Genomic DNA, 22,482 nt, shown 5'->3' with positions numbered 1-22,482 from the left:
CCTACACCTCCGGGACGTGCTCCGCGTGGCCGGCTTTGCGCAGGCCCTCGCGCAGCTTCTCGGCGTTGGCGTCCAGCCGCGCGGGGTCCGGGTGCTGGTCCACGGAGCCGAAGTCGAAGTCCGCCATCGAGTTGGATGGCCACACGTGCACGTGCAGGTGGTTGATCTCGTAGCCGGCGACGATCAGGCCGGCCCGGGCGGCGTCGAACACGTCCACCTGGACGGCGCCGATCTTGCGGGCCACCTCCATCACCCGGGCCAGGACTTCGGGCGGGGCATCGGTCCAGCGGTCCACTTCCTGGGCGGGCACCACGAGAGTGTGCCCGTCGGCCAGCGGGCCCACGGTCAGGAACGCGACGACGTCATCCTCGCGCCAGACGAAACGGCCCGGGATCTCGCCGTTGATGATCTTGGTGAACAGGGTGCTCATGCATCCGCCTTTTCCGCCGGGGACCCCAGGGTGCTGGCGTCCAGGACAAACCGGTACTTCACGTCGCCTGCCACCATGCGGTCGTAGGCCTCGTTGAGCTGGTCCGCGCGGACCAGCTCGATCTCGGACAGCACACCGTGTTCGGCGCAGAAGTCCAGCATCTCCTGGGTCTCGGCGATGCCGCCGATCAGCGAGCCCGCGTACGCGATCCGGCGCCGGATGAGCGCGCCGGGATTGACCGGCGGCATCGCCTCGGAGGGCAGGCCCAGCTGGAAAAGCGCCCCGTCGACGCGGAGGGTCTTGAAGTAGGGGTTGAGGTCGTGGGGCGCGGCGACGGTGTCGATGATGACGTCGAGGCTGCGGTCCGCGGCCTCCATGGCGGCCGGGTCCGTGGACAGGACCACGTGGTCGGCGCCCAGCTCGCGGGCCGCCGCAAACTTCGCCTCCGACGTCGTGAAGACGGTCACCTCCGCGCCCATCGCCTTGGCGATCTTGACGGCCATATGGCCGAGGCCGCCGAGTCCGACGACGCCGACGGCGTCGCCCTCCTCGACCTCGAAGTGGTTCAGCGGCGAATAGGTGGTGATGCCGGCGCAGAGCAGCGGAGCCGCCGCGGCCGGGTCCATGCCCTCCGGGACCCGCAGCACGTAGTTGCGGTCCACCACGATCGACGTGGAGTAGCCGCCCTGGGTAATGGCATCGCCGTTGCGCCGGTCCTTGGCACCGTAGGTTCCGGTCATGCCGTTTTCGCAGTACTGCTCGAGGCCGTCGAGGCAGCTGTCGCATTCGCGGCAGGAGTCAACCAGGCAGCCGACGCCGACGCGCTCACCGACGGCGAAGTCGTCGACAGCGGAGCCGACCCGGCTGACGCGGCCCACGATTTCGTGCCCCGGGACGAGGGGGTAGTGCTGGGTGCCCCATTCCCCTCGGGTGGCGTGCACGTCCGAGTGGCAGAGTCCGCAGAACTCGACGGCGATCTCGACGTCGTCCTCCTTGGGCGCACGCCGGGCCACCGTCAGCGGCACCAGGCCGCTGACGCTGGACGTGGCACCGTAGGCGGCGGCGAGGGTGGATCCGTTGCCGGCGTCGGCGTCGTTGCTGTCGTTCAGGTCGGGAAGCGGCTTGGCGAGGGGCGGCGGTACGGGGCGTCCGGGAGTCATGGTTTGACGCTACCCCCGGGAGCGGTTTCCGTGCCACTTTGGGCCGCGCGGACTGCCACGGCGCCGGGCCCGCGCGGACGACTTCGCGAGAACTTGCCGTGCGCCGCTCTATCCTAGGATCGTGACCGTCTATCAGGCCGTACTCTCATTCGCCGTTGTCGCCGGACTGCTGACCCTGGTGCCCGGCATCGACACCGCGCTGGTGCTGCGCTCCTCGATTTCCCGGTCCCGAAGCTTCGCTTTTGCCACCGCCCTGGGCATCGGTACGGGCGCCATGGTGTGGGGCATGGCGGCGGCGGTGGGGGTTTCGGCCCTGCTGGCGGCCTCCGAGGTCGCGTACCGCCTCCTGACGCTCGCCGGCGCGGCCTACATGGTGTGGCTGGGCCTTTCGTTGTTTTGGAAGAGCTGGCGCAAAGGTGAGGGGACGGCGGCGGCCACCGCAACGTCCGAGCCTGCGGTCGAGGGGGGCCAGCTCTGGAGGGGTTGGCTCACGGGCGCGGGCACCAATCTACTGAACCCCAAAGTCGGGGTGTTCTACATCGCCACCATCCCCCAGTTCATTCCGTCCGGGTCCGCTCCCTTGTTGATGGGTATGTTGCTGGCCGGCGTCCACTGTGTCCTCTCCATGCTCTGGTTCGCGTTGCTGATCTTCGCAACCGGTTTCGCCTCCAAGTGGCTCAAGAGTGCCCGGAGTATCCGGGTGATCGACAGGATCACGGGAACGGTCCTGGTTGGTTTCGGGCTGAAGCTCGCGCTAGAGCCGGGCCACTAGTCCAGGCCACGCCTTCTGCGGCTGGCCCTGGCTAGGGCGCCGTATTGCTGACGGACGTTTCGATGGCGGTCCAGGTCGATGCGGTTCCCGCAGGAAAGCCCTCCTGGGCCTGGGTAAGAACCGACCGTTCTCCGATCATCAGTCCGGTCTGGGGGTCAATGATGATCTCCTGCCGTGATTTGGCGGGCCCATCCTCGAGGCGTCCGATGGCGACACCCTTGCGGCCGTCCAAGTTGGCTTGCCCTTCGGTGACTGTCACCCCAGGAATCATGGCCGCGGCCTTGTAGAGGGCGGCCCGCAGGTCGGCAGGGACGACGCCGGTCCTCAAGAGGTCCGCGATAAACACCAGCGCTTCACCGTCGACGGACTGTCCGTGCCCCAGGGTCTGTTTGTAGATGCTATTCAGCAGCCGGTAGGGATCGCGGGGCAACCTGGCCAGGTCCGTGGACATCCACCCGCCCGGGCTTCCGTAGAAGGCTCCATTGCGCGCGCGCAGTAGCTCCGGCGACGGCTGTATGTTCTGTTTGAGAGCGAAGTCCTTGGATTCGGCATCGAAGAAGGTCGTAGGCACGCGTCCCCCTCGTTGCCACACCCATTCAGCAGAGCGGTCAGCGGGAATGTACAGGTCCGATTTTTCCGTATCCAGCCACCGGTACTGGGATCCGTCCTGCTCGTAGGTATTCGTGCCCCAGACGTTGGTGCTCTTGATCCGCAGGTACTGGCCCGGCCCCACCACCGGATCAGTCGTTTTGATCGTCATCTGTGCGGCGTTGTTGAGGACCTCGGCGGCCTGCGCGGTGGCTCCGCCGCGCCAGCCGGCAAGGCCGACGACGTCTCCCGCGATCAGCGCTGCGACCACCGCAGCGGCGGCGGCCGACGTTAGCCAGCGCGCAGGGCTCGAACGCCGGGCGGAGAGATCTGTCACCGCGGGGTACGGGGCCGCTTCGCCCTCTTGAGGCGCTTCGACCTGCATGGCGGCCAGGGAGCGCTCACGGCTCCGGTTCAATTCATCCTCGGTGACGTGTGCTGCCGGATCAACGGAAGCCAACCGACGTCGAACCTTGTCAGCGCTTGTCTTTGTGTTCATAGTTCTGCACCTTCTGCCGGTGGCTGTGCGTGAATGATGTGGCTCAGGGCCTTGCGTGCCCTGTGCAGGCGCATCCTGACCGCCGTGGCACTGGTGTTGAGCAGGTCGGAAATCTCCTTGGACGTGAAGCCGTCCCAGTAGCTCAAGAGCAGGACTTCCCGGTCGTCCGGACTGAGCCGGTCCAGGGCATCCCGAACCGGGGAATCGTGGTTGAGGGCTTCGTCCCGCCGTTCAGCCTGGAGCGCGCCAAGGAGGTTTGCGGACCGGGAGGCAGAGCGCTCGTGGTTCCGCAGGACATTCTTGGCTACGCCAAAAAGAACCATGACAGACAATTCGCCGCTGCCGGCGAGCCTTTCCCACGCGATCCTGAAAACGTCGGAACACAGGTCCTCTGCGGTGGCGGCGTCCGCTGTTCTTCGTCGAAAGTAGCGGTAGATACGGTCATGGCCGGCTGCGTGCGCCGCCAAAAAGCGCTTTTCCCGTTCCAATTTCCCGGGTTCCCTCCGGACTGCTTGCAAGCTCATACCCCGTTAATGTCCGGCATCACCGAAAGTGTAACGACCGGGCTCAAAAAGATTTCTGCAACCGGGTCCGGCGTCACTTCCATGGGAGCCTTTTCTGTCAGAGGTAGCTGGAAAACTGGAGTCTATGGAAGGCAAAGAGGAGCTCCACAAGGTTCTGGCAGACCCGCCACCTATTGGCGGCGTGACGGTCACAGACCTCGCCCGGATCCTGGCCGCGGGGCCCGCTCGGGCCACTGCAGCGGGCCTCATCGACGAAATACGCAAGCTGGAGGACCAGAAGTCTGCCTTGGCCGCCCGCCAGGCCCGTCTATCCGTCGCGTTCGATTTGCTCCAGCGCCGCGCACAAGCCGACGCCGGTTTGCCCGCCGAGCAGCTCGGAGCCGGTGTGGGCGCGCAGATCGCCCTCGCCCGGCGCGAATCCCCCGCCAAGGGCAGCCGGCTCCTCGGCCTGGCCAAGGCCCTCGTCACCGAAATGCCGCACACCCTCGCCGCCCTCGAAACCGGCCAGCTGAACGAATGGCGCGCCACCCTGCTGGTACGGGAAACCGCGTGCCTGTCCGCCGCCGACCGCGCCGCCGTGGACGAGGAACTCTCCCCCGACACCGGGACTTTCAGCGGGGCGGGCGACCGGGCCATCGTCGCCGCGGCGAAGGCGGCCGCCTACCGGCGCGACCCACGCTCCGTCACGCAACGTGCCGCACACGCCGAGGCCGAACGCCACGTCAGTCTCCGCCCGGCCCCGGACACCATGTGCTACCTCACCGCCCTGCTCCCCGTCGCGGCAGGGGTCGCCGTCCACGCCGCCCTGACCCGGCAGGCCGATGCCGCCCGCTCCGACGGCGACCCCCGCACCCGCGGCCAACTGATGGCCGACACACTCGTCGAACGCACCACCGGCAAGGCCGGCGGAATCAGCGGCATCGAAATCCACCTTGTCATGACCGACCACACCCTCTTCCAAGGCGACAGCGAACCCGCCCGGCTCCCCGGCTACGGCATCGTCCCCGCCGGATGGGCCCGCACACTGGCCGTCCCGGATTTGGAGCAGACCCAGGACGAGGACCACGCAATGCGGATCTGGCTCCGCAGGCTCTACACCGCCCCAGCCACCGGCGACCTCGTCGCCATGGACTCCCGCGCCCGTCTCTTCCCGCCCGGACTCCGCCGCTTAATCCAGGCCCGCGACCACACCTGCCGCACCCCGTACTGCGACGCCCCCATCCGCCACCTGGACCACATCATCCCCTGGCACAACGGCGGCACCACCAACCTCAGCAACGGCGCCGGACTCTGCGAAGCCTGCAACCACACCAAAGAAACCCCCGGCTGGAGCGCCCAGACAATGCCGGGACCCCGCCACACACTCCAACTCACGACGCCGACCGGCCACAGCTACCACTCCACCGCACCACCGCTGCCGGGAACGCCTGCCACCCAGCGGCCTCGCCGAACCAGGGACGACGGCGACACCGCTGAACCTCCAAGGCCGCTCAGGACAAGGAAACTCAGGCACAAGGCAAAGCGCACGCACCGGACGAAAGCAGTGGTGCGTTCCCACCCGGTAGTGCAGCCGGCGGCGTAGCCTGCGCCGTTCTGCCGCGCAGCAGGAGCTAGTCGCCGTCGGGAGTAGCGCCGGTGACTACGCTGTTCGACGGGTTGTTGGACCACTCCGAGAATGATCCCGGATACAGGGCTGCGGAAAAGCCGGCGATTTCCAGCGCCGCGATCTCGTGGGCCGCGGTCACTCCGGAGCCGCAGTACACGGCGATGGGCTCTCCGGCGTGCACGCCCAACGCGGCAAAGCGTTCGCGCAGCGCGGCAGATGGCAGGAAGCGGCCGTCCGCCGCCAGGTTCGCGGTGGTGGGCGCACTCACGGCGCCGGGAATGTGTCCGGCACGGGGGTCCACGGGTTCGATCTCGCCCCGGTACCGCTCACCGGCACGGGCATCGAGCAGCAGACCCTCGCGCGACCAGCCGTCCGCCTCCGCAGCGTCGATCACCGGCATGGCGCCGTCGGACAGCACGACGTCGCCGGCCTCCACGCCGGGTTCACCGCTCTCGACGTCGAGCCCCTTCGCGCGCCAGGCGGCCAGGCCGCCGTCGAGCAGGCACACGGAGGGGAAGCCTGCGTTGCGCAGCATCCACCAAACCCTGGCAGCGGCAAGGTTCCCGGTGTCGTCGTAAGCCACCACCACGTCACCGTCCCGGATGCCCCAGGAGCGCGCGGACTGCTGAAACTGGTCCAGCGGCGGCAAAGGGTGGCGGCCCCGGCTCAGATCGGCGGGGCCGGCCAGCTCGATGGCGAGGTCCACAAAGACCGCGCCGGGGAGATGCGCTTGAAGATAATGTTCCCGGCCGTGCGGGTCGCCGAGCGCCCAGCGGACGTCCAGCAGCACCGTCCGCGCGCCGGAGTCCAGCCGGCCCTTGAGCTCGCCCACAGTCATAAGGGTGTCCATCCGCCCACTCTAACCGTGAGCCGCCCGGGCGATCGGCAGCGGGCGCCGCGGGTAGGCTGGTGCGGTGACAAGAGTGCGCCAGCAGGACCGGGTTTGGGCCGACGAAGCCATCCGCCGGATCAATGCCGAGAACAACAGATCCGCCGACACGCACCTCTACTCGGTGCCGCTGCCCGAGCACTGGGGCGTCCAGCTGTATCTCAAGGACGAATCAACCCACCGCACGGGCAGCCTCAAGCACCGTCTGGCCCGCTCACTGTTCCTGTTCGGGCTGGTCAACGGCTGGATCCGCGAAGACACCACCATCGTCGAGGCCTCCAGCGGCAGCACGGCCGTCTCCGAGGCTTATTTCGCCCAGCTGCTCGGGCTGCCGTTCATCGCGGTGATGACCCGGACCACGAGTCGCGAAAAGATCGCGCTGATCGAACAGTTCGGCGGCTCCTGCCACCTAGTGGACCACGCCTCCGAGGTGTACGCGGCCGCCGAGGACCTGGCCCGCCGCACCGGCGGCCACTACATGGACCAGTTCACCTACGCCGAGCGCGCCACGGACTGGCGGGGGAACAACAACATCGCCGAGTCGATCTTCGGCCAGCTGGCACTCGAGGAGCACCCGGTCCCCCGCTGGATCGTCGTGGGAGCCGGCACCGGCGGAACCAGCGCCACGATCGGCCGCTACCTGCGCTACCAGCGGCACGACACCCGCCTCGCCGTCGTCGATCCCGAGAATTCCGCGTTCTTTCCCGGCTGGCTGGCCGACCGCGACGGCGACGCGGCCTCGGACGCCGCCGGCATGCCCTCCCGAATCGAGGGCATCGGACGGCCGCGGCTGGAGCCGAGCTTTGTGCCCGCCGTCATCGACCACATGATCCAGGTGCCGGATGCCGCCTCCGTGGCCGCCATGCGCCACCTGCGCGAACACGCGGGCCTGCACGCCGGCCCGTCCACCGGCACCAACCTCTGGGGCGTGTGGCAGCTCATCGCCCATATGATCGCCGAAGGCAGCCGCGGGAGCGTCGTTTCGCTGATGTGCGACGCCGGCGACCGCTACACCGGCAACTATTACAGCGCCGGGTGGCTGCAGACCCAGGGCATGGACCCGGCACCCCACGAGGCCACCATCCGGGAATTTTTCGCTAGCGGAACCTGGCCGGCGGGCTAAAGCTCCACGGATTCGCCGCTGGCGAGGTGGCGGTATTCGGTGCCGTACCGGGCGCCGATCCTGGTCACGTGTCCCTCGATCAGACCGCGTCCGGCGTCGTTCAGCAGGGCATCGTGGATCGGGAAAGCCCGCGGCGCGCGGACGCCGATGACGAAGTCCACGACCTCGCCCACCTTGTTCCACGGCGCGTGGATCGGCACCAGCAGGGTCTGTACCTCGATGCCGTCCGGGATGGCGAAGGAATCCCCCGGGTGGTAGACGTTGGCGTCCACCAGATAGCCGATGTTCGCGACCACCGGGATCTGCGGATGGATGAGGGCGTGCTGACCGCCAAAACTCCGAACGGCGAAGCCGGCCGCCTCGAAGGACTCCCCGGCTCCCACCGTGTGGATCCGCCCGGCTGCCTCGGGCGCCTTGCCTTTGAGCTCCGCGGCCACGCCGGCGGGCGCGAACAGCTGCAGTTCCGGGCTGGCCAACAATGCACCCGAGACAGCGTCGACGTCGATGTGGTCCGCGTGTTCATGGGTGATCAGCACGGCGGCCGCGCCGTCGAGGGCCTGGTCCGTTTCGGAGAAGGTTCCCGGATCCAGCACCAGCACCCGCCCTTCCTTTTCGATCCGGACACAGGCATGGGTGAATTTCGTCAGCTTCATCCGGCCAGCCTATGGTGCCCTCCGAAGCGGTGTCCACGGTGCCCGGCTGGTAATCTGGGACCCTGCTCTTACCCGCAGCATGACCCACAGCGAAGCGAGTTTCCCCATGTCCCAGCGCGCCACCACCGGCGGCAGCCAGGCACCGGCCGAAGCACCAGCCGTGGCCGGAGCCAAGGAACAGCCCGCCGGCAAGGAACCGGGCAAAGAACAGCGCGTCACGAAGCAGCGGCTGGCCGTCAGCGCAGCCCTGGACGAACTGGACGACTTCGTCAGCACCCAGGAACTGCACCGCATCCTGCAGGAGCGCGGCACCTCGGTCTCCCTCGCCACCTCCTACCGAATCCTGCAGTCCCTCGCCGACGACGGCCTCGTGGACGTGCTGCGGAACGCCGACGGCGAGGTGGTCTACCGTCGGTGCGCCGTCACCGGCCACCACCACCACTTGCTCTGCCGCAACTGCGGCAAGGCCGTCGAGGTCGAGGCGCCCGCCGTCGAAGCCTGGGCCGCGCGGATCGCCAGCGAGCACGGCTTCACCGCGGTGGAGCACACGGTGGAGATCTTCGGGTTGTGCCCCGAGTGCACCGCCCTGCGCGCCGGCAGCTAACGCGCGGCGCGGCCACGGCCGGCCACCAGGCTCCGCACCCGGCGGCGGAAACTAAGCCGGCACCGGGACGGGCCGAACCACCCGGCCGTTCAGACCGCGCTTCGCCCGGATGCCGCCGATCACGCGGCACACCACGTAGATCACAAAGGACAGCGTCGTCACGTACGGGCTGATGGGAAGTCTTCCCCCGAGGGCCAGCAGGATGCCGCCCACCGTCGCCGTCACGGCAAAGACGATGCTCAGGAGCACCACCAGCCGCGGCGATGAAGTCACCCGCAGGGCCGCGGCGGCCGGGGTGATCAGCAGCGCCAGCACGAGCAGGGCGCCCACAATCTGGATGGACAGGGCAACGCTCACGCCCAGCAGCAGCATGAACCCGAGCGCCAGGGCCCGGACCGGGACGCCGCGCGCGGCGGCGACGGCGGGGTCCACGCTCGCGAAAGTCAGCGGCCGCCAGATGGCCACCAGCGCCAGCATCACGACGACGGCGGCGCCGGCGAGCACCTGCAGCTGCACCGTGCCGACGGACACGATCTGGCCGGTCAGCAGGCCGAACTTGTTCGCCGCCCGGCCTTCATAGAGCGAGAGGAAGAGGATGCCCAGGCCCAGGCCGAAGGGCATCAGCACGCCGATGGTCGAGTTCTTGTCGCGGGCCCGGACACCCATCAGGCCCAGCAGCAGCGCCGCCACCACGGATCCGGCGAGGGAGCCGAGCACCACGTCGGCACCGACCAGCAGGGCAAAGGCGGCCCCGGCGAAGGAGAGCTCGGAGATGCCGTGCACCGCGAAGGCCAGATCGCGCTTCATCACGAAGGTGCCCACCAGGCCGCCGAGCAGACCGAGCACCGCGCCGGCCCAGATGGAGTTCTGCACCAGCACGAGCAGTTCGCCGTAGTTCTCGAAGTTGAAAATTGAGTGCAGCAGGCTGTCCAGGTCCATCTAGCCGACCTCCCCTGCGATCGCGTGGGCGTCCTCGTGGTGGTGGGTGGCGCCGTCCGGAATGCCTGCCACGATCATCCGGCCGTTGGCGTGGATCACTTCCACACGGCTGCCGTAAAGCTTGGAGAGCACCTCGGTGGTCATGACTTCCCCGGGGGTGCCCACCTTGAAACGGCCGCCGGCGAGGTAGAGGACACGGTCCACGTAGTCCATGATCGGGTTGATCTCGTGCGTCACAAACACCACGGCACTCTTCTGCTCGTGGCACTGCTCGTTGATCAGCGCGCTGACCGCCTGCTGGTGCTGCAGGTCGAGCGAGAGGAGCGGCTCGTCGCAGAGCAGGACGCTGGGGTCCGTCGCGAGGGCCTGCGCCACTCGAAGCCGCTGCTGCTCGCCGCCGGAGAGCTGGCCCACCGGGACCTTTGCGTAGTCGAGGGCGCCAACCTGTTCGAGAAGCCCGTCGATCTTGCGGTTCACCTTCGCCCCGCCGAGCCGGATCCCCCAGCGGTGGCCGTCCACCCCGAGGCCGACGAGGTCCCGGGCACGCAGGGGCGTGTCCGGGTCAAGGGATTCCTGCTGCGGGATGTAGCCGATCCGCGGGTTGCCCCGGGCAATCGGCGCTCCGGCCAGGACGGCGGTGCCGGAAGTCAGTTCCTGCAGCCCCAGCAGGACCTTGAGGAAAGTGGTCTTGCCGCTGCCGTTCGGGCCGAGGACGGCGAAGAATTCCCCCGGATTGATGTCCAGGTCCAGGTTCTCCCACAGGGTCCTCGTGCCGAACTTCAGGGAGGCTCCGCGCAGGCTTACTACGGGTGTCAACTGGGTTTTCCTCGATTTCTGCGCAGGCCGGAGGGCCACGCCGTTGCGACTATCTTAGGCCCGGCTAGGCCCGGCCGAGGGCCTTGGCCAGCTCGTCCACATTGTCGGACATCCACTGCAGGTATCCTTTGCCCTCCGGCAGGGTCTCGCCGAAGTCCACTACCGGAACGCCCGCGGCCACGGCCGCGTCCTTGAGCGCCAGCGTCTGCGGGCCTTCCGTCTGCGGGTTGTAGGCCAGCAGGCGGATCCCGCCGGACTTCACGACGTCGACGGCGGAGCGCAGCACGGCGGGCGGAACGTCCGAGCCGGACTCAATGGCGGCGCTGAATTCAGGGGGCGTCCGGTTCTCCAGGCCCGCTGCTTCCAGCAGGTAGAGCGGGACGGGCTCCGTGACGGCGACCCCGCCGTGTGCCGAGGTGGCCTTGAGGTCCGCGAGGCGGGTGTCCAGGCCAGCGAGTTTCTGCTTCAGGGCCGTGGCGTTGTTCCGGAAGTCGGCTGCGGAGGATGGCTCCAGCGCGGCCAGTTTCTCGGCCAGCGCGTCCGCCACCTTGCTCATCCCGGCCGTGCTGTACCAGACGTGTTCGTTGAATCCCGCGGGGGCATGGCTGTGGCCGTCGGCGTCGTGCGAGGCCGGGCTGGAGGAGGCTTCAGCGGAGGCCAGCCCGGAGGCGTCCACGGCGTTGAGCAGGTTCTTGTCCTGCAGCCCGCTGTCCTCGGCCAGCTTGTGCAGGAAGTCGTCATAGCCCCCGCCGTTCTCCACGACCAGTTCGGCTTTGGAGACGGCGAGCTTGTCCTGCGTGGTGGCCTCGTAGGAGTGCGGATCCTGGCTGGTCCGGTTGATGATCGAAGTCACCCGGACTTTTTCGCCGCCGACGCTGCGGACAATGTCGCCGTACACACTCGTGGAGGCGACCACCTCCACCACACCGTCGCCGGCACCGGGCCGGTCGCCGCCCGACGTCGGGCCGCATGCGGTCAGCAGAAGGCTGCTGAGGCCGGCTAGGACAACTGCGGCGGCGGAACGGCGCACGGGGATACCTCGGATCTGTTATTGAGAAGCATTAGCAATACAACGAGTCTAACCCTAAATGGGAATCATTCCTATTTAGGGTCAGACCCGTGTTGCCGGCTCCCCTATTCCTGCCCGAGCCGGCGGTAACCGGTGGCCTGGGTGGCGTCCCGGATCTCGCCGACCAGTTCCTCGATGACGTCCTCGAGGAACAGCACGCCCTGGGTGTGCCCGTCCGGGCCGATCACCCGGGCAAGGTGCGAGCCCGTGCGCTGCATGACCGACATCGCCTTTTCAATCTCATCGTCCATGGCCAGGTTGGCCAGCGAACGGATGCGACTTTCGGCAATCGGGTGCTGGTAGCCGGCTTCCGGGATCGAGAGCACGTCCTTGATGTGGAGGTAGCCGGAGAGCATGCCGTCGTCGTCGAGCATCGGGAACCGGGAGAACCCGGTCCGGCTCACCGATTTCTCGAACTCTTCCGGCGTCGTGGCGGCCTTGAGCATTACGAGCTTCTCCAGCGGCACCATGACCTGGGAAGCCGTGTGCTCGGAGAACTCCAGCGCACCGGTGATCAGGCCGGCGTCGTCGTCCACGAGGCCGTGGCGGGTCGACTCCTGCACGATCGACTGGACTTCCTCAAGCGTGAAGGAGGAGGTGACCTCGTCCTTCGGTTCGATCCGCATCAGTTTCAGGATGTGGTTCGCCGACCAGTTCAGGGCCACGATGACGGGCCGGACCGCGCGGGCAATGAACATCAGCGGCGGCGCGAGCAGCAGGGCCGCCTTGTCCGCGACCGACACCGAAATGTTCTTCGGCACCATCTCGCCGAAGGTCACATGCAGGAACGTGACCGCTAGCAGGGCAATCGCGAACGCCACGACGTCGGCCATCTCGGTCGGCACGCCGACCGCCCCCAGCGGGACCGCCATCAGGTGGTGGATGGCCGGCTCTGCCACCTGCAGGATCAGCAGGGAGCAGACCGTGATGCCCAGCTGGGCGCAGGCCAACATGAGCGAGACGTTTTCCATCGCCCGCAGCGTGGTCTGGGCCCGTTTGGACCCGGACTCGGCGAGAGGCTCAATCTGGCTGCGCCGGGCGGACATCACGGCGAATTCGGCCCCAACGAAGAAGGCATTGCCCAGCAGCAGCACCGCGAGCCACAGGATTCCCAGCCAGTCGCTCATGAGGCACCGGCCTTTCCGGCAGCGTCAATGCGCCCGTTGCGCCCGGTGTGCCGCTCGGGCTCGGGCGGAGCCGGCTTGAAACAAATACGGTCGATCCGGCGCCCGTCCATCCGGGTCACGCTCAGTTTTCCGCCGCCGACGTCGACCGTGTCGCCCACGGCCGCGATCCGGCCGAGCTGGCTCATCACGTAGCCGCCGACGGTTTCGTAGGTCGCCTCGTCCGGCACGGTCAGGCCCGGAATCTGTTCGGAGAGTTCGTCCGGGCGCAGCAGGCCCGGGAAGTACCAGTCCCCCGAGGCGCTCTGCAGCAAGCCGGGGCGGACCTTGTCGTGTTCGTCGGCCACTTCCCCGACGATTTCCTCCACGAGGTCCTCCAGCGTGGCGATCCCGGCGGTTCCGCCGTATTCGTCGAGCACCACCGCGAGCTGCAGGTTCCCTTCGCGCAGTTCGGCGAGCAGGCCGTCCAGGTGGATGGTTTCGGGCACACGCAGCACCTCGGTCATAATGGCGCCGGCTTCCAGGTTGGCCCGGCGGTCCACCGGGACCGCGATGGCCTTCTTAATGTGGACCACGCCGCGGATGTCGTCCGAGGATTCACCGATCACGGGGAAGCGTGAGTAGCCGGTGCGTTTGGCGGCCTCCACGATGTCCGAGACCGGCTGGTGGCTGTCGATGGTTTCCACCCGGATCCGGGGGGTCATCACGTCCGCCGCCGTCCGTCCTGAGAACTTCAGGGTCCGGGAGATGAAGTTGGCGGTCCGTTCGTCCAGGGTTCCCATCGCGGCCGAGCGGCGCACCAGCGAGGCAAGCTCCGCCGGGGTGCGGGCACCGGAAATCTCCTCCTTGGCTTCGAGGCCAAAGACGTTCAGGACCTTGTTGGAGAAGCCGTTGAGCACCACGATGGCCGGCTTGAAGTTCGCCGTGAACACCAGCTGGGGCCGGGCCAGGGCCTTGCCGACCTGGAACGAGAGCGCGATGGCCATGTTCTTCGGGACCAGTTCGCCGATCAGCATGGACAGCAGCGTGGCCAGCACCATCGCGAGCACCAGCGAGACCGACGTGGCGCCCGCTTCCGGCAGGCCGAGGGCGGTCAGCGGGCCTTCCAGCAGCTTCCCCACCGACGGTTCCATCACGTAGCCGGTGAGCAGCGTGGTCAGGGTGATCCCGAGCTGGCAGCTGGAGAGCTGGGTGGAGAGGGATTTGAGGCATTTGAGCAGCGGGGCGGCGCCGGTGTCGCCGTTGTCGACGGCCCGCTGCACGGTGGCCTGGTCGAGCGCGACCAAGGAGAATTCGACGGCGACGAAGAAGCCGGTGCCGAGGATAAGGAGCACTCCCGCTCCGAGAAGTAGCCACTCCATTTAGCGGCCCGCTTCGAAGGGCCGGAGTGAGGGCCGGGGGAAACGTCCCGGCGGAGGATGGTCGGCTGCGGCCGACCCGGTTTCCGGTAAGGCGCTGCGTCCGGACACAGTCCGGTGTCGCGCAGCGGAATGATGGGCACGTGAACGGGGTTTGCCGGCTCTGCGGGTGGACTGGGCGGGAACGGATTCCGTTCCGCGCTGACAGCCCCCAGGCCGGCACCTAGATTTACTGTCCATAAGAATTTCAGTCTACAGCCTGCGGGTCACCAGCTCTGCGGGACCGGGCGCCCCTCCTCGTAGCCGGCCGCGGACTGGATGCCGGCCACGGCGCGCTCCCGGAACGCGGCCAGGTCGGCCGCGCCGGCGTAGCTCATGGAGCTGCGCAGTCCCGCGGTGATCATGTCCAGCAGATCCTCCACGCCCGGGCGGGCCGCGTCGAGGTACATCCGGGAGGTGGAGATACCCTCTTCGAAGAGGGCTTTGCGGTCCTTTTCGAACGCGCCCTCGCGCTGGATGCGGTTCTGCACGGCCCGCGCCGAGGCCATCCCGAAGCTCTCCTTGTACTGGCGGCCGCCAGCGTCGAGCTGCAGGTCCCCCGGGCTCTCATGCGTCCCGGCGAACCAGGAGCCGATCATGACCTGGCTTGCGCCGGCGGCGAGCGCCAGCGCCACATCGCGGGGGTACCGGACCCCGCCGTCGGCCCAGACCCGGCCGCCGGCCGCGCGCGCAGCCGCCGAACATTCCAGCACCGCGGAGAACTGGGGCCGGCCCACGGCCGTCATCATCCGGGTGGTGCACATGGCGCCGGGCCCGACGCCGACCTTAACAATGTCCGCGCCCGCCTGGATCAGCTCCCGCGTGGCCTCTGCGGTGACGACGTTGCCTGCCACCACCGGGACGCCCGGGTCCAGGCTCCGGACCGCGGCCAGGGCATCGAACATCTTCTGCTGGTGGCCGTGGGCGGTGTCCAGCACCAGTACATTGACGCCGGCGGCGAGCAGTTCGGCGGCGCGGCCGGCGACGTCGCCGTTGATCCCGACGGCGGCGGCCACCTTGAGCGCGCCGTCGCCGTCCAGGGACGGCCGGAACAGGGTGGAACGCAGGGCACCCTTGCGCGTCAGGACGCCGGCCAGGGCCCCGTCCTGCTGCACCGGAACGAAGTCGGTTCCGGCGGCATCCATGGCGTCAAACGCCCGGCGCAGGGCCGGCGCGGCAGCACCGGGGCCGGCGGCGTCGTCGAACTCCGCGGCATCCAGCACCAGTGGCTGGTGGCGCATCACGGAGCCCAGCGACGCGAAGCGGTCCTGGCCCTCGAAGTCGGCGGCCCGGACCACACCGGCAACGGCGCCGGCGTCGTCGACCACCACCGCCGCCCCGTGCGGCCGCTTGCCCATCAGGTGGAGGGCGTCGATCACGGTGTTCGAGGCGCGCAGGCTTACCGGCGTTTCGAACACGGCGTGGCGTGCCTTGACCCAGGCGGTCACGCTCCGGAGCACGTCCAGCGGCACGTCCTGGGGCAGCACGGCCAGGCCGCCGCGGCGCGCCATCGTCTCGGCCATCCGCTTCCCGGTCACCGCCGTCATGTTCGCCACGACCAGCGGGATGGTGGAGCCGGTGCCGTCGTCCGCCGCCAGGTCCACATCGAGCCGCGAGGTGACGTCCGAGCGGGACGGCACCAGGAACAGGTCGGAATAGGTCAGGTCGGTGGTCGGCTCACTCAGGAAACGCACGTTTGCTCCTCGCTGAAAAGGGGTTCTCTGTTGTGATTCTAGGCGAGCCCGGTTGCGGCCCGGCAGCGGCTCCGGCGGGGCCGGCCGGACAGCTTCACGGCTGCCGGATGATTTGAGTCACCCTTATTGGCGGTTTGGCCGGAATCGTCACTAGACTGGCATGGGTCTGGGTTCACTGGACGCGGAGAACTGGTTCGATTGACGTGCTGCGGCACCGTGGAAACCAGCGGGAATCAAACTCATGGAAGAGGCGTATTTCAAGTGCCAGAGCAGCCAAGCCACCGTCTACCCGAGGAATTTGGCGGAAACGAGTGGCTCGTTGACGAACTGTACGAGCGGTACCAGCAGGATAAGAACACGGTGGATGCCAAGTGGTGGCCGCTCTTCAAATCCTTCGATGCCAGTGACGGTTCTTCGACCAACGGCGCCTCGGCAACGGCCGTCGCGAACCCGTCCACCCGTGAGATTCCGGTCGTAGCCCCGGCCGCCGCAAAGGCAGCTGCGCCCGCTGCTGCCGCACCGGCAGCACCCGCTCCGGCCGCCCCGGCCGCTACCGCTGCGGCTCCCGCCGCCCCCGCCGCCGCCCAAAAGGCCCCGGCCACCGTTGCCCGCGACGGCGCCAGGTCCGCCGACACCGGCGCCGGCACCGCGCCCATCCCGGCCCAGCTGCCCAAGAACATCAAGGCCCCCACCGCCCCGGAGGAAGACGTCGTCTCCGTGCTGCGCGGACCGGCGAAGGCCATTGCCGCCAACATGGTGACCAGCCTGGAGGTGCCCACCGCGACGAGCGTCCGGGCCATTCCGGCCAAGCTGCTGATCGACAACCGCGTGGTCATCAACTCCAACCTGGCCCGCGCCCGCGGCGGCAAGGTCTCCTTCACGCACCTGATCGGCTACGCCGTCATCCGGGCACTGGCCCAGTTCCCCTCGATGAACGTGTACTACGACGAGGTCGACGGCAAGCCCGTCGCCGTCCAGCCCGCCCACGTGAACTTCGGCATCGCCATCGACATGCCCAAGCCGGACGGCACCCGCCTGCTGATGGTCCCGAACATCAAGAAGGCGGAGACCCTCAACTTCTCCGAGTTCTGGCACACCTACGAGGACCTGATCAAGCGCGCCCGCAACGGCAAGCTGACCGCCGACGACCACTCCGGCACCACAGTCTCGCTGACCAACCCCGGCGGCATCGGCACCGTGCACTCGGTCCCCCGCCTGTCCAAGGGCCAGGCCGCCATCATCGGCGTCGGCGCACTCGACTACCCGGCCGAGTTCCAGGGCGCCAGCGAGAAGATCATCGCGCACAACGCCATCAGCAAGGTCCTCACGCTGACCTCCACCTATGACCACCGCGTCATCCAGGGTGCCGGCAGCGGCGAGTTCCTCAAGCTTGTGCACCAGCTCCTGCTCGGCGCGCAGAACTTCTACGACGAGATCTTCGAGTCCCTGCGCATCCCGTACGAGCCCGTGCGCTGGAGCCCGGACCTGCAGGTGGACCCGGCGGACGAGATCAACAAGGTCGCCCGGATCCAGCAGCTGATCCACTCCTACCGCGTCCGCGGCCACCTCATGGCGGACACCGATCCGCTGGAGTACGTCCAGCGCAAGCACCCGGACCTGGACGTCCTGACCTATGGCCTGACGCTGTGGGACCTGGACCGCGAATGGCCCACCGGCGGCTTCGGCGGCAAGCCGATGCTGAAGTTCCGCGACATCCTCGGCGTCCTGCGTGATGCCTACTGCCGCACCACCGGCATCGAATACATGCACATCCAGGACCCGGCCGAGCGCAAGTGGTTCCAGGACCAGCTGGAGCACCCCTACTCCAAGCCGAGCCGCGACGAGCAGCTCCGGATCGTCTCCAAGCTCAACGCTGCCGAGGCCTTCGAAACCTTCCTGCAGACGAAGTTCGTCGGCCAGAAGCGCTTTTCGCTCGAGGGCGGCGAGTCGCTGATCCCGCTGCTGGACGCCATCATCTCCGACGCGGCCGACGACGGACTCGACGAGGTGGCCATCGGCATGGCCCACCGCGGCCGGCTCAACGTGCTCACCAACATCGCCGGCAAGACCTACGCGCAGGTCTTCCGCGAATTCGAGGGCACCCAGGATCCGCGCTCCGTCCAGGGTTCCGGCGACGTGAAGTACCACCTCGGCACCGAGGGCACCTTCACCTCCGACAACGGCAAGGAGACCAAGGTCTACCTCGCCGCCAACCCCTCGCACCTCGAGGCCGTGGACTCCGTGCTCGAGGGCATCGTCCGCGCCAAGCAGGACCGCCTCGACCAGGGCGAGTCCTTCCCCGTGCTCCCGATCATGGTCCACGGCGACGCGGCCTTCGCCGGCCAGGGCGTTGTGGCGGAAACCCTGAACCTCTCGCAGCTGCGCGGCTACCGCACCGGCGGCACCATCCACGTCGTCGTCAACAACCAGGTCGGCTTCACCACGGCGCCGTCGTCCTCGCGTTCCTCCACCTACTCCACGGACGTCGCCAAGATGATCCAGGCGCCGGTGTTCCACGTCAACGGCGATGACCCGGAGGCCGTGGTCCGCATCGGCCAGCTCGCCTACGAGTTCCGCCAGCGGTTCCACAAGGACGTTGTCATCGACATGGTCTGCTACCGCCGCCGCGGCCACAACGAGGGCGACGACCCCTCGATGACGCAGCCGCTGATGTACAACCTGATCGAGGCCAAGCGGTCGGTCCGCAAGCTCTACACCGAGTCGCTGATCGGCCGCGGGGACATCACCGAGGAAGAAGCCGAGCAGCTGCTCCGCGACTACCAGGAACGCCTCGAGCGCGTCTTCGCCGAGACCCACGCCGCGCAGACCTCGCCGATCCCGATCGTCACCGCCGATTCCGCCGCGGTGTCCGATCTCGAGCGGCCGTCCGCCCAGCAGTCCGACTCGGGCGTCAGCGCCCCGGAATCCACCGCGATTTCCGCCGAGATGCTGGCCCGGATCGGCAAGGCGCACGTCGAGTTCCCCGACGGCTTCACGGTCCACGCCAAGCTCAAGCAGCTGCTGGAGAAGCGTGAACTGATGTCCCGCGAAGGCGGCATCGACTGGGGCTTCGGCGAACTCGCGGCCTTTGGCTCGCTCACCATGGAGGGCGTCCCGGTCCGGCTCGCCGGCCAGGACTCGCGCCGCGGCACCTTCGTGCAGCGCCACGCCGTGTTCCACGACCGCGCCAACGGCGACGAGTGGATGCCGCTGGGCAACCTCTCCGAGGACCAGGCCAAGCTGTGGATCTACGACTCGCTGCTCTCCGAATACGCGGCCATGGGCTTCGAATACGGCTACTCGGTGGAGCGTCCCGATGCCCTGGTGCTTTGGGAGGCGCAGTTCGGCGACTTCGTCAACGGCGCACAGACCATCATTGACGAGTTCATCTCCTCCGCCGAGCAGAAGTGGGGCCAGCGTTCCTCGCTGGTGCTGATGCTGCCGCACGGCTACGAGGGCCAGGGCCCGGACCACTCCTCGGCACGCATCGAGCGCTTCCTGCAGCTGTGCGCCGAGGAAAACATGATCGTGGCCAACCCCACGACGCCGGCCTCGCACTTCCACCTGCTCCGCCGCCAGGCGTACAGCCGGCCGCGCAAGCCGCTGATCATCTTCACCCCGAAGCAGCTGCTGCGCCTCAAGGCCGCCGCGTCCTCGGTGGAGGACTTCACCACCGGGACCTTCCGCCCGGTCATCCCGGAGCACGAGCAGTTGCAGGCCGACGCCGTCGAACGCGTACTGCTGGTCTCCGGCCGGCTGTACTACGACCTGCTGTCCACCCGCCAGAAGACCGGCGACACCACGACGGCGATCGTCCGCGTCGAGCAGCTTTACCCGCTGCCCGCCGAGGAGATTGCCGCCGAGCTGGCCAAGTACCCGAACGCCGACGTGGTCTGGGCGCAGGACGAGCCTGCCAACCAGGGCCCGTGGCCGTTCATCGGGCTGAACCTGCCGGAGGCGCTGGACCGCCGCTTGCGCCTCGTCTCCCGCCCCGCCTCGGCCTCCACCGCGGCCGGGTCGATGAAGCGCCACGCAGCCGAACAGGATACCCTGCTCAAGCAGGCTTTCGCACGTAAGTAGGGCCAGGCTGCCCGGCCGGAAGTGGACCACCACGACTCCGGCCGGGCAGCTTCGTTTAACGCATCCATCGGGCGCACCGGGCACCGCCGGCACACGGACCGGATCCGGCATTGGGAATGAAGAGGTAGTCGTGGAAGATCGGAAGCTGCGGATCGCGGCCGTTGGAGATGAGCTGCTGGCCGGCCTGGGCGACCCCCGGGCCCTCGGCTGGCTGGGACGGGTGCTGGCCCGCACGCCGCAGGACGGCCTGAGCCTGGAAAGCTACTCCCTGCCCTGCCCGCAGGAAGGCACCGAGGGCCTCGCCGAGCGCTGGCTCGAGGAGGCCGGCCGGCGCTTCGGCCCACAGCACGAGAACCGCCTCGTGATCGGACTGTCCGGCCGCGACATCGAATTCGGGCTTTCCACCGCCCGCAGCCGGCTCAACCTCGCCAACATCCTCGATTCCGCGTCGCAGAACAAGATCGAGGTGTTCGTCGTCGGGCCGCCGCCGACGCTGGATCCGGCGCAGAACCGCCGGCTCGGCGAGCTCAACACCGCCTTCGCCGACGTCACCACCCGCCGCAAGCATCTCTACGTGGACACCTTCTCCCCGCTGCTGAACCACGAGCAGTGGCGCCAGGACCTCGCAGCCAACGGCGGGACGCCGGGCCAGGCCGGCTACGGGCTGATGGCCTGGCTGGTCCTGCACCGCGGCTGGTTCCAGTGGCTGGGCATGGACGCCCCGGAGTAGCCCTCCCGGTCCCGCCGGGCGCGGGAAAAGTTCTTTCGCGATATATCTTGACCGCTCCCGAGGTGCGATATATCGTGTTTCCATAGTCGCGATATATCGCAAGCAAAGAGGCTCGCCTGATCGCACCCGTCCGCATCCGGAGGAAGCATGGAACAGAACTCCTGGACCGTTACCGGTCCCCAGACCATCGACGTCGACGGCGTCCGCTCGCTCAAGCTCGGCATTGTCCGCGGCCGCTTCGACATCGTCACGCACGATGAGTCCGTGGCCCGGATCGAGGTCTCCGAGGTCGACGGCGATCCGCTCGCGGTCAGCCTGACCGAGGGCCGCCTCGAAGTGCGGCACCAGCTGCACGGCCCGCAAGGCTGGTTCAAGAACCTCATGGGCACGGTCAACAACAACTCCAGCAACAGTGTGGTCATCAGCATCGCCCTGCCCGCCGGCGTGGACGTGGAGGCCGGCACCGTCAGCGGCGACGGCATGGTCTCCGGCCTCACCGGCCACACCCGGCTGAACACCGTCTCCGGCTCGGTCCTGGCCGACGGCACCGCCGGCGAGCTGGCCGTCAGCACCGTCAGCGGCGAGGTGATTGCCCGCAACCACCACGGCGTCCTGACCGCCAAGAGCGTCTCCGGGGAGGTCACCGCCTCCGGCGAATTCAGCAACATCCGCGCCAACACCGTCAGCGGCGACCTGAGCTTCGACCTGCACGGCTTCACCCAGGACTTCGGCGCCAACTCGGTCTCCGGCGACGTCACCATCCGGCTGCCGCACGACGTCGGCGTAGACATCATCGCCAAGTCGGCCAGCGGCGCGGTGGTGATCGACGAGCTGAAGTACGCCCAACCCGGCGGGTCCGTCCAGACCATCGCCGGCCCGGACGCCAAGCTCATGCTGGTCCGGACCAACTCAGTATCAGGGAAGACCTCGATCTTCCACCGCGGGCCCGGCACGGACACCGAAGCGGGGCTGTAATGCCGCCGGTCTTTGCCCACGGCGCCCTGCGGCTGTACCTGCTGGCCCTGCTGGAGCCCGGACCCAAGCACGGCTACGAGCTCATCAAGGCACTGAGCGAGCGCTTCGGCGGGACCTACTCCCCCAGCGCCGGAACAATCTATCCGCGGCTGGCCAAGCTGGAGGAGGAAGGGCTGGTGGCCACCCACACGGAGGGCCGGCGGACCAACTACAGCATCACCCCGGCAGGACTCGTGGAGCTCAACCGGCGCCGCGAGGAACTGGCCGGGGTCGAAAACGACATCTCCGCCTCGGTCCGGCGGCTGGCGGACCAGCTGCGCCAGGACATCCGGGTCAACATGCAGGGGCTCCGCGCCGACCTGGCCGCCACGGCCGAGGCCGCCCGCTCCACGGCCCGCAGCGGCGCCTCCCCCGCGGCGGCCCGGTACTCCAAGGAAGGCGACCGCCGGCTGCGGGAAGCCGAGATGCTGGTGCAGTCCTTCCGGGACGACATCCGGGTGGAGCTGCGCCGGCACGCCGGCGCCAGCCCCGTCACTCCGGTCACGCTCGAAACGGTCAAGACGGTCCTGGACCAGGCCCGGATCTCGATCAGGAACTCGCTGGACGGCTGAGGCCCCGCCGGGCCGGCTTTCGGTTCGCGGCGGGTCCGCTGATGTGGGAGACTTGAGGGCAGCTCTTTTGAGTACCAAGATTAAGGAGGCCAGCTATGAGCAAGCGTGCACGTAAACGTCGTGACCGTAAGCGTGGCGGCGCGAACCACGGTAAGCGCCCCAACACCTAAGCCACGGCTTGGATTTGAAGCTTTAAGCA

General features: G+C 68.2%; 21 protein-coding genes. 9 read left to right on the top strand and 12 right to left on the bottom strand.

From position 1 onward, the window contains the following. Window position 1 precedes the first annotated feature (1 nt). Window positions 2-430: an HIT family protein gene (locus tag ABLI39_RS04190; protein ID WP_349412162.1), complete on the bottom strand. Its 429-nt coding sequence runs from the start codon at window positions 428-430 to the stop codon at window positions 2-4. After that, a complete protein-coding gene (locus ABLI39_RS04185) occupies window positions 427-1,590 on the bottom strand; it encodes an NAD(P)-dependent alcohol dehydrogenase (protein WP_349412161.1) in 1,164 nt (387 codons plus the stop codon). The genes ABLI39_RS04190 and ABLI39_RS04185 overlap by 4 nt, the downstream gene beginning before the upstream one ends. A gap of 121 nt (window positions 1,591-1,711) precedes the next feature. Here ABLI39_RS04185 and ABLI39_RS04180 point away from each other — a divergent pair, with 121 nt between their 5' ends. Further along, window positions 1,712-2,362, top strand: coding sequence for a LysE family translocator (locus tag ABLI39_RS04180; RefSeq protein WP_349412159.1), 651 nt, complete (start codon window positions 1,712-1,714; stop codon window positions 2,360-2,362). 31 nt (window positions 2,363-2,393) lie between these two features. Here ABLI39_RS04180 and ABLI39_RS04175 read toward each other — a convergent pair whose 3' ends face one another. Continuing rightward, window positions 2,394-3,449 carry a CU044_5270 family protein gene (locus tag ABLI39_RS04175; protein ID WP_349412158.1) on the bottom strand — a complete coding sequence of 352 codons (1,056 nt, stop codon included), beginning with the start codon at window positions 3,447-3,449 and terminating at the stop codon, window positions 2,394-2,396. Next, complete coding sequence (locus ABLI39_RS04170) at window positions 3,446-3,937, bottom strand: RNA polymerase sigma factor (RefSeq protein WP_349412157.1); 492 nt, start codon at window positions 3,935-3,937, stop codon at window positions 3,446-3,448. Before ABLI39_RS04170 ends, ABLI39_RS04175 begins: the two co-directional genes overlap by 4 nt. Before the next feature lie 160 nt (window positions 3,938-4,097). Between ABLI39_RS04170 and ABLI39_RS04165 the strand changes: the two genes are divergently transcribed. Continuing rightward, window positions 4,098-5,555, top strand: a complete 1,458-nt coding sequence (locus ABLI39_RS04165) for an HNH endonuclease (RefSeq protein WP_349412156.1) — start codon at window positions 4,098-4,100, stop codon at window positions 5,553-5,555. Window positions 5,556-5,583: 28 nt separating this feature from the next. Here ABLI39_RS04165 and ABLI39_RS04160 read toward each other — a convergent pair whose 3' ends face one another. Beyond that, window positions 5,584-6,429 carry a sulfurtransferase gene (locus ABLI39_RS04160; protein WP_349412155.1) on the bottom strand — a complete coding sequence of 282 codons (846 nt, stop codon included), beginning with the start codon at window positions 6,427-6,429 and terminating at the stop codon, window positions 5,584-5,586. Between the two features lie 64 nt (window positions 6,430-6,493). Here ABLI39_RS04160 and ABLI39_RS04155 point away from each other — a divergent pair, with 64 nt between their 5' ends. After that, window positions 6,494-7,591: a PLP-dependent cysteine synthase family protein gene (locus tag ABLI39_RS04155; protein ID WP_349412154.1), complete on the top strand. Its 1,098-nt coding sequence runs from the start codon at window positions 6,494-6,496 to the stop codon at window positions 7,589-7,591. Here ABLI39_RS04155 and ABLI39_RS04150 read toward each other — a convergent pair. Next, complete coding sequence (locus ABLI39_RS04150; RefSeq protein ID WP_349412153.1) at window positions 7,588-8,244, bottom strand: MBL fold metallo-hydrolase; 657 nt, start codon at window positions 8,242-8,244, stop codon at window positions 7,588-7,590. The genes ABLI39_RS04155 and ABLI39_RS04150 overlap by 4 nt on opposite strands. Window positions 8,245-8,323: 79 nt before the next feature. Between ABLI39_RS04150 and ABLI39_RS04145 the strand changes: the two genes are divergently transcribed. Then, window positions 8,324-8,848, top strand: a complete 525-nt coding sequence (locus tag ABLI39_RS04145) for a Fur family transcriptional regulator (RefSeq protein ID WP_349412152.1) — start codon at window positions 8,324-8,326, stop codon at window positions 8,846-8,848. Window positions 8,849-8,899: 51 nt separating this feature from the next. Here ABLI39_RS04145 and ABLI39_RS04140 read toward each other — a convergent pair whose 3' ends face one another. From ABLI39_RS04140 to ABLI39_RS04115, 6 genes are all read right to left on the bottom strand, one after another. Beyond that, on the bottom strand, window positions 8,900-9,787 hold the full coding sequence (locus ABLI39_RS04140) for a metal ABC transporter permease (protein ID WP_349412151.1): 888 nt from the start codon (window positions 9,785-9,787) through the stop codon (window positions 8,900-8,902). Further along, window positions 9,788-10,603, bottom strand: a complete 816-nt coding sequence (locus ABLI39_RS04135) for a metal ABC transporter ATP-binding protein (protein ID WP_349412149.1) — start codon at window positions 10,601-10,603, stop codon at window positions 9,788-9,790. A 64-nt stretch (window positions 10,604-10,667) separates the two neighbouring features. Continuing rightward, complete coding sequence (locus tag ABLI39_RS04130) at window positions 10,668-11,633, bottom strand: metal ABC transporter solute-binding protein, Zn/Mn family (RefSeq protein ID WP_349412148.1); 966 nt, start codon at window positions 11,631-11,633, stop codon at window positions 10,668-10,670. A 104-nt stretch (window positions 11,634-11,737) separates the two neighbouring features. Beyond that, window positions 11,738-12,799 carry a hemolysin family protein gene (locus ABLI39_RS04125; protein WP_349412147.1) on the bottom strand — a complete coding sequence of 354 codons (1,062 nt, stop codon included), beginning with the start codon at window positions 12,797-12,799 and terminating at the stop codon, window positions 11,738-11,740. After that, complete coding sequence (locus tag ABLI39_RS04120; RefSeq protein WP_349412146.1) at window positions 12,796-14,157, bottom strand: hemolysin family protein; 1,362 nt, start codon at window positions 14,155-14,157, stop codon at window positions 12,796-12,798. Before ABLI39_RS04120 ends, ABLI39_RS04125 begins: the two co-directional genes overlap by 4 nt. A 263-nt stretch (window positions 14,158-14,420) precedes the next feature. Continuing rightward, complete coding sequence (locus tag ABLI39_RS04115; RefSeq protein WP_349412145.1) at window positions 14,421-15,887, bottom strand: GuaB1 family IMP dehydrogenase-related protein; 1,467 nt, start codon at window positions 15,885-15,887, stop codon at window positions 14,421-14,423. A gap of 261 nt (window positions 15,888-16,148) precedes the next feature. On the opposite strand from ABLI39_RS04115, the gene ABLI39_RS04110 reads away from it, so the two are divergent. From ABLI39_RS04110 to ABLI39_RS17390, 5 genes are all read left to right on the top strand, one after another. Beyond that, window positions 16,149-19,967 carry a multifunctional oxoglutarate decarboxylase/oxoglutarate dehydrogenase thiamine pyrophosphate-binding subunit/dihydrolipoyllysine-residue succinyltransferase subunit gene (locus ABLI39_RS04110; protein WP_349412144.1) on the top strand — a complete coding sequence of 1,273 codons (3,819 nt, stop codon included), beginning with the start codon at window positions 16,149-16,151 and terminating at the stop codon, window positions 19,965-19,967. A gap of 130 nt (window positions 19,968-20,097) precedes the next feature. Beyond that, window positions 20,098-20,697, top strand: coding sequence for a GDSL-type esterase/lipase family protein (locus tag ABLI39_RS04105; RefSeq protein WP_146337144.1), 600 nt, complete (start codon window positions 20,098-20,100; stop codon window positions 20,695-20,697). 147 nt (window positions 20,698-20,844) lie between these two features. Then, window positions 20,845-21,672 (top strand): DUF4097 family beta strand repeat-containing protein, encoded by an 828-nt coding sequence (locus tag ABLI39_RS04100; protein WP_146337143.1) that lies wholly within the window; start codon window positions 20,845-20,847, stop codon window positions 21,670-21,672. Further along, window positions 21,672-22,283 carry a PadR family transcriptional regulator gene (locus ABLI39_RS04095; RefSeq protein ID WP_349412143.1) on the top strand — a complete coding sequence of 204 codons (612 nt, stop codon included), beginning with the start codon at window positions 21,672-21,674 and terminating at the stop codon, window positions 22,281-22,283. The genes ABLI39_RS04100 and ABLI39_RS04095 overlap by 1 nt, the downstream gene beginning before the upstream one ends. A 95-nt stretch (window positions 22,284-22,378) precedes the next feature. After that, window positions 22,379-22,453: a 50S ribosomal protein bL37 gene (locus ABLI39_RS17390; protein ID WP_369299106.1), complete on the top strand. Its 75-nt coding sequence runs from the start codon at window positions 22,379-22,381 to the stop codon at window positions 22,451-22,453. Window positions 22,454-22,482 lie beyond the last annotated feature (29 nt).

This window comes from Pseudarthrobacter sp. B907 (genome assembly GCF_040137805.1).
GTDB lineage: Bacteria > Actinomycetota > Actinomycetes > Actinomycetales > Micrococcaceae > Arthrobacter.
The sequence above is the reverse complement of the archived record's forward strand: the minus strand, read 5'-3'. Positions and strand labels throughout refer to the sequence as shown.